The sequence below is a fragment of the Janthinobacterium sp. BHSEK genome (assembly GCF_056174685.1).
Map to the genome: position 1 here is coordinate 20,549 of NZ_JBWBYV010000090.1, position 6,581 is coordinate 27,129.

The 6,581-nt window shown below is 67.1% G+C and carries 8 protein-coding genes; 1 reads left to right on the top strand and 7 read right to left on the bottom strand.

What is annotated here, in order from left to right; genetic code table 11:
- The first annotated feature begins 208 nt into the window (after window positions 1-208).
- Window positions 209-1,096: a LysR family transcriptional regulator gene (locus tag AC0V2Y_RS25050; RefSeq protein WP_475416173.1), complete on the top strand. Its 888-nt coding sequence runs from the start codon at window positions 209-211 to the stop codon at window positions 1,094-1,096.
- Between the two features lie 43 nt (window positions 1,097-1,139).
- On the opposite strand, the gene AC0V2Y_RS25055 is transcribed toward AC0V2Y_RS25050, so the two are convergent.
- From AC0V2Y_RS25055 to AC0V2Y_RS25085, 7 genes are all read right to left on the bottom strand, one after another.
- Entirely contained in the window at window positions 1,140-2,267 is a 1,128-nt protein-coding gene (locus tag AC0V2Y_RS25055) for an acyl-CoA dehydrogenase family protein (RefSeq protein ID WP_475416172.1), read from the bottom strand.
- A gap of 64 nt (window positions 2,268-2,331) precedes the next feature.
- A complete protein-coding gene (locus tag AC0V2Y_RS25060; RefSeq protein ID WP_475416171.1) occupies window positions 2,332-3,024 on the bottom strand; it encodes a glutathione S-transferase family protein in 693 nt (230 codons plus the stop codon).
- 28 nt (window positions 3,025-3,052) lie between these two features.
- The gene (locus AC0V2Y_RS25065; protein WP_475416170.1) at window positions 3,053-3,661 is read right to left on the bottom strand and encodes a flavoprotein; all 609 of its coding nucleotides are present in this window, start codon (window positions 3,659-3,661) and stop codon (window positions 3,053-3,055) included.
- Between the two features lie 36 nt (window positions 3,662-3,697).
- Entirely contained in the window at window positions 3,698-4,918 is a 1,221-nt protein-coding gene (locus tag AC0V2Y_RS25070) for a MalY/PatB family protein (protein WP_475416169.1), read from the bottom strand.
- Window positions 4,915-5,637 (bottom strand): glutamine amidotransferase, encoded by a 723-nt coding sequence (locus AC0V2Y_RS25075; RefSeq protein ID WP_475416168.1) that lies wholly within the window; start codon window positions 5,635-5,637, stop codon window positions 4,915-4,917. Before AC0V2Y_RS25075 ends, AC0V2Y_RS25070 begins: the two co-directional genes overlap by 4 nt.
- A complete protein-coding gene (locus AC0V2Y_RS25080; RefSeq protein ID WP_475416167.1) occupies window positions 5,630-6,337 on the bottom strand; it encodes a peptidoglycan DD-metalloendopeptidase family protein in 708 nt (235 codons plus the stop codon). The genes AC0V2Y_RS25075 and AC0V2Y_RS25080 overlap by 8 nt, the downstream gene beginning before the upstream one ends.
- Window positions 6,334-6,581: hypothetical protein (locus tag AC0V2Y_RS25085; protein ID WP_475418385.1), on the bottom strand; the 248-nt coding region annotated here is incomplete at its 5' end. The genes AC0V2Y_RS25080 and AC0V2Y_RS25085, both read right to left, overlap by 4 nt.

The window sequence follows — 6,581 nt, forward strand, 5'->3', positions numbered from 1 at the left end:
CTCACGAAAAGTAACAATTTACGCCGTTTGAAGGGCTGATGCCCATCGCGGCGGCGACAGGGAGAAGCGAAAAGTCACAAATAATTACCCATCTTGCAGGCATTGTTAATGCAGTATTCTTAATAAAATCACATATAATACATAGTTGAAAAACGAATAAGAATATCTGGAATTTCACCCATCTTTTAACTTAATGGACCCGCCCCTCATGGAAATCCATCACCTGAAAACCTTCGCCACGGTGGCGCGCGAGGGCAGCATTACGCGCGCATCCGAACGGCTCTTCCTGAGCCAGCCCGCAGTCAGTGCCCATGTCAAGGCGATGGAGGATTATCTCGGCCTGACCTTGTTCGAACGCACGGCGCGCGGCATGAGCCTGACCAGCAGCGGCCAGCGCATCCTGGCCAAGGCCGAACGCACGCTCAACATCCACCGCGAGCTGCTCGACGAAGCCAACCACATCAAGGGCCGCCTGGCCGGCAAGCTGCGCATCGGCGTCGGCGGCCAGTCCAACAACGAAGCCATCGGCCGGCTGGTGCGGCGCTTTTCCGAGCACCATCCGGAAGTCGAGGTCTCGCTGGAGCATGGCAGTTCCACCGGCACCCTGAACGGCATCCGCAGCGGCACGCTCGACGCGGGTTTCTACAACGAGGCGCGCAGCCCCGACGACGACCTGGCGACCATCGAAGTGGCGTGCTTTCCCGTCTACGTGGCGGCGCCTGCCGGCATGCTCGATACCACCCAGCCGCTCGACTGGAACGCGCTGGCCGAGCTGCCGTGGATCTTCGCGCCTTCGAGCCTGTGCTGCGGCGGCGCCGCCGAGCACCTGTTCAAGACGCGCAATTTCCGTCCGCGCCGCATCATCAGCATCGACCGCGAAAGCGTCACCCGCTCGATGCTGGCCGAGCGCCTCGGCGTCGGCCTGCTGCATGGCGATACGGCGCTGGAGGCGCAGCGCCTCGGTGAAATCGACATCCTGTGCGTGGCCCAGTCCTCCGTGCGCAATCTGTTCGCGCACCTGGCCTCGCGCGCCGGCGAGCCGATGTTCGAGGCGATCAATGATGCGCTGAGCGAATCGGGCATATTGGCGGCCTGAACCGCCAATATGCCGAGCAAGTGCCACAGCCAGCGCGGGAAATCTAGCCAGCCAGGCGCTGCATCTGGTTGAAGATATTCTTGCGGTGCATTTCCTCGGTGCCGCCCACGCTGGCGAACCCCAGAGCGTTTTTCATCAGCTCGGCCACGCGGCCGTTGTGATAGCCCAGGCTGCCGTACAGCTTGACCAGGCTGGTGGCGCTGTTGATCAGGTCTTCGGCCCCCACCAGCTTGGCGATGGAACAGCTCATCAACCCTTCCCGCTGGCCTGCCAGCAATTGCGACAGCGCGCCAAACGCCAGCCAGCGCGAACGTTCCATGCCGATGCGGATGTCGACCAGGCGCCGCTGCACGTGCTGGTGGTTGTCGATGCTGCTATTGAAGCTGCTGCGGCTGGCCGCGTAGCGCATCGCCTCGTCCAGATAGGGCGCGATCAGGTTGGCTGCCGCCAGGCCGTAATACAGGCGTCCCAGCGAAATGGTGTCGATCAGCGTGGCCAGGCCGCGCCCGGGCGCGCCCAGCAGCTGCGACGGGTGCACGGCCACATCCTCGAAATGCAGGGCGCCGGTGGGCAGGTTGCGGTTGCCCAGCTTGTCGTCCACCTGGCCGGCGCGCAGGCCCGGCGTGTCGCGGTCGACCAGCGCCAGCGCGATGTTGTGCTCTTCCTTGTCCGCCAGCCGGCAGACGATCAGCGCGAAATCCATGATGGGCGCGTGCGCGATATTGTATTTGCCGCCATTGAGCACGTAGCCGTCGGCCGTGGCGCGCAGGGTGCTCTGGATGCTGCGCACGTCCGTGCCCGTGCCGGGTTCGGCGATGCCCGTGGCGCTGACGTCGCCGCGCAGGATGGCGCCGAAATACCGGTCGCGCTGCCCGGCGCTGCCGTGCCGGTCCAGGCCCCGTACCATGCCGGCCTGGGCGATGACCGACAGCAGCAGTTCCGGCGCGCCGATGGTGGAGGACAGGCCGTCGAGGGCGGCCGTAAAACTCCACCAGTCGCCCGTCGCGTGATCGCTGCCGGGCACGATCATGCGCCACAGGCCGGCGTCGCGCAGGCGCTGCCAGCCATCAAAATCGAAACCTTCTGCGCGCGCGGCGGCGCCGGCGGCAATGTCGCTGCCGATGCCGGCATAGCGCTGGCGTATCTCGTCCTGTTGCGGTGTAAATATCATGGTTAGCCTTGTTGATCGATGAAAGGAAAAGGGCCGCGCGGGCGGCCCTGCAGGTTCTCCGCCGTCAGTCCGACAAGATGACGGAGCGGCCGATGGCGCCGTGCAGGTCGAGGCAGCGCTCGAACCAGGTGCTGACGGGATCGTCGGCCGGCAGCAAGGGATACGGCACGGTGATGCGCGCCCACTGCAGCACGCCGAACAGGATGTAATCGGCGAACAGGGGCTGCGCGCCGCCCAGCCAGCGCTGTTTCGCCAGCACGCTGCGCAGCGGCGCGAATTTTTCCGGCAGGGCCGCCAGTTCGATGTGGCGGGTGGCCGAGGCCTCTTCCAGGGTCTTGCCGAAGCGCTTCTCGCGCGCCGCGCGGAAGTACGCCTGGTCCGCCGGCGACATCAGCGCATGCATGTCCATGGCGGCGATGGCCGAGACGGGCGGATGGATGACCGTCTGGCTGAAGCTTTCGACGAAGCGGGCCATGGCCTGGCCGCCAGGCCCGCCGAACAGGCTGGGCCGGTCCGGATAGGCGCGCTCCAGGTGCACGGCGATTTCAAAACTGTCGCCCTCGATGTGGCCGTTGTCGTTCAGCACCGGCACGCTTTTATAGCTGCCGTCCTCGATGCCGGCGATCTCGGCGAAGGAGACGGGCCGCACCTCGGCCAGCAGGTCCTTGTGCTTGAGTGCCATGATGATCTTCCACACATGGGGCGAATAATGGCGGCGCCGGTCGGCGGCGCACAGGCTGTACAGGATGATGGACATGCGGTTCTCTCTGGTTGCGTGGAAGGTGTCAGGCCGCCGCGCCGGTCAGCGCCAGGCGCTGCACGCCGCTGGCGGGGAAGCGTTCGCGCAGCAGCGCCAGTACCTGTTCGGGACTCGGTAGCGAGTGGTGGCCGTGCATGCGCCCGAGCAGCGGATCGAAATGGTCGTGCCAGACGGGGTCGATGATGATGTAGCCGTCCTCGCGCAGCTGCGCCAGGTTGCGCTGCACGGCCGGCTTGGCCAGCATCGGCCCGCCCATCACGGGGAACAGCAGCACGGGGAAGGTGGCGGCCAGGATCACGGTGGTCAAGCGATTGCCGGAAAAGCCGTTCGCCACCGCCGCCAGGGTATTCGCGGTGGCGGGCAGCACCAGCAGCAGGTCATGCTCGGCGGCCAGGCGGCCCGGCTTGTCGGTCGGCCAATCCTGCGGCCGCTCGCCGCTGATCACGCGGTCGACGTACAGCGCGATCGATTCCGGCTTGAGGAAGTTGGTGGCATTCGGCGTCATCAGCACGCTCAGCTCGCAATCGAGGTGGTCCTTGATGATGCGCAGGTAGTTCGGCAGCAGGGTCGAATCGAGCGATCCCGTGACGCCGATGAGGATGCGCGGCTTGTGTTTGTTGACGGGCGTTTCCATGGTGTTGTGTCCAGGTAGTGGCAAGCGTGTGCCGGGTTAATTGTGTGCAGGCGGACGGCGGCGCTGGTGCGCGCGCACCGCCGTGGCCATGCGGTCGAGGATCTCGGCCAGCAGCGGCTGCGAAGTGGCGAAATTGAGGCGCGCGCAGTGCGCGGCGCCCGCGTCGAAGACTTCGCCCGGGCTGAGCGCCACCCGCGCATGCTGGAGGAAGAAATCCGCCGCCGGCTGGTCCAGCTCCAGCGCGCCGCAATCGAGCCACAGCAGATACGTCCCCTGCGGCACGTGGAAGCGGATGGCCGGCAGCTCGCGGCGCAGGATCTGCGCCGCGTAGTCGCGCATGGCCAGCAGGTGCGCGAGCACGGCGTCGAGCCAGGGCTGCCCGTCGTTCCAGGCCGCCACGGTGGCGTCGATGCCCAGGTTGTTGACGGCGCCCGTCAGGCGCGCCGGCAGGCGCGCATGGAAGCGCTGCTGCAGGACCGGCGTGCCGAAATGGGCGACGGCGCAGCGCAGGCCGGCGATATTGAAGCTCTTCGTGGCGGAATTCAGGGTGACGGTGCGCGCGGCCGCCGCGTCGGACAGCGCAGCGAACGGCAGGTGCCGCGCCCCCGGGTAGACCAGGTCGGCATGGATTTCGTCCGACACCACGATCAAGTCGTGGCGCTCGGCAAAGGCCAGCACGCTTTCCAGTTCCGCGCGGCTCAGCACGCGTCCCGTCGGATTGTGCGGATTGCACAGGATCAGCATGCGCGTGCGGGCATCGACGGCGCGCGCCAGGCTCTCCAGGTCGAGCCGGTAGCCGTCGGCACCGGTGCGCATCTCCAGCGCGACCAGGCGCCGGCCCGTGCCCTCGACCGCTTCGCGGAACGGCGCATAGTGGGGCACCTGCACGATCACGCCGTCGCCCGGATCGGAAAACGCCATCACCGCGGCAAACGTCGCCTGCACCAGGTCGGGCAGGACCAGCACCTGGTCGGCCTCGGCCTGCCAGCCGTACAGGCGGCGCATGCGCGCGGCGAACGCGTGCGCCACGGCGCGGTCGGCCTTGCGCCCGTCGCGCAGGGGATAGGTGAAATCGACGCGCCGCAGCACCTGCGCCAGCGCCGCCTGCACGGCGGGCGCGGTGCCCAGGTCCATGTCGGCCACGCAGGCGGCAAGCACGCCGGGCTGGTACTGGCGCCACTTGAAGCTCTGGCGCGCCAGCAGCTGCTCCAGGGTCAGCGCCAGGCCGTCCTGCAAGATAGGGGGCTGGCGGCTCATGCTTCGGTAAACACGCGGTTCAGGAAGCCGTTGAACCAGGCCCGCAGCGCCTTGTCGTGCAGGACCCTGCCCTGCAAGTGCTGTTCGCCCTGCTGCGCGTTCGGCAGGTGGAAGCGGTGCGCGCCCTTCACCGCCCAGCGGCGCTGCATGGCCAGGGTCAGCTCGGGATGGTACTGGATGCCCCAGGCCTTCTCGCCGTAGCGGAAGGCCTGGTTGCGGTAGGCGTCGCCCTCGGCCAGCAGGATGGCGCCCTTGGGCAGCTCGAAACCCTCCATGTGGAAGTGGTACACCATGTCCGGCCACTTGGGCATGATGCGCTGGCCTTCGGCCGTCGGCTTGAGCGGATACCAGCCGATCTCCGTGATGTCGCCCTCGGCCGCCGTCACCTTGCAGCCGAGGTTCTTGGCCAGCATCTGCGCGCCCAGGCAGATGCCCAGGTACGGCCGGTTTTCCGCCAGCGGCACGGACAGCCACTCGATCTCGCGGCGGATGTGCGCGTCGCTGTCGTTCGCGCTCATCGGGCCGCCGAACGAGATCACGCCCGCATGGCCATCGAGCGTGTCGGGCAGCGGGTCGCCGCACACGGGACGGCGGATGTCGAGCTCGAAGCCCTTGTCGCGCAGCAGCTTGCCCGCGCGGCCCGGCGTCGACGCCTCCTGCCGCAAGATCGCCAGGATCGGCCGCTTGCGCCCGCGCCGGCCTTGCATCGTTTCACTCATGCTGCTCTCCTTGTAACTTGTTGCGCTGGATATAGGACTCGACCAGGCTGGCATACGGCGGCACGAACGTCACCAGCGTCTGCTGGCCCACCTTGATGGTGTCCTTGACGTCGAAATGCAGGTGGATCGGCAGCTTGTCGATCCAGTTGTTCGAAATCCTGCCGATGCGCGCGCCGCGCGCCACCGGCTGCAGCTCGCGCACGGCCAGGTCGCTGGTATTGAGGTGCACATAGCGGTACAAGGTGCCGGCGGCCGTCTGCAGGGTCACGCTGAAACGCGCGATCTGCACGATGACGCCGTCGTCGGCCGCTACGGCCCAGTGAAAGTTGGCGCGGCAGGTGGCCGGCCGCAGGTCTTGCCCCTGGTGTCCGCCGGACAGGCAGAACGGCAGGTTGTCCTTGCGCAGCTCGCAAAAATTGTCGCGCCACGGATAGGCGTAGTTGGCGTCGTCGCAGGAATCGCCTGCCTTGCCGCGCTGGCCGCCCACGCCATAGAAATGCGAACTGGCGTAGGCCGCGCCCTGCTCGATGGGAAAGCGCATGTGCGGATACAGCACGGCGGTGCTGGCCACGCCGCTGCCGCTGCCGGGCAGCAGCGCGCCGGGCGGCAGGAAACGGTCATCGCCGCCTGCCAGTGCCGGCAGCGCCAGCGCACCGAGCACGCCGGCCAGCACGCCATTCAATACGGTCATCTTCATCATGGTTTTTCTCCCGCCACGAGCAGCAGCGCACGCGCCGCGTCGGCCAGATATTGCGGATCGGTGCAGCGCTTGTCCTTGAGCGGCTCGTCGCAGCTCATGCGCAGCGTGTAGGCGGCGCCGAAGCGCGTGAAGCTGTAGTCGGCGCCGTCGCCTATCGATTCGAAGGCGCCGCCCGCATGTTCGAGCTTCAGGTCACCTGGCGCGACGAGGTGCGTGGCGCTGCCGAACAGCCCCAGCTTCGCGC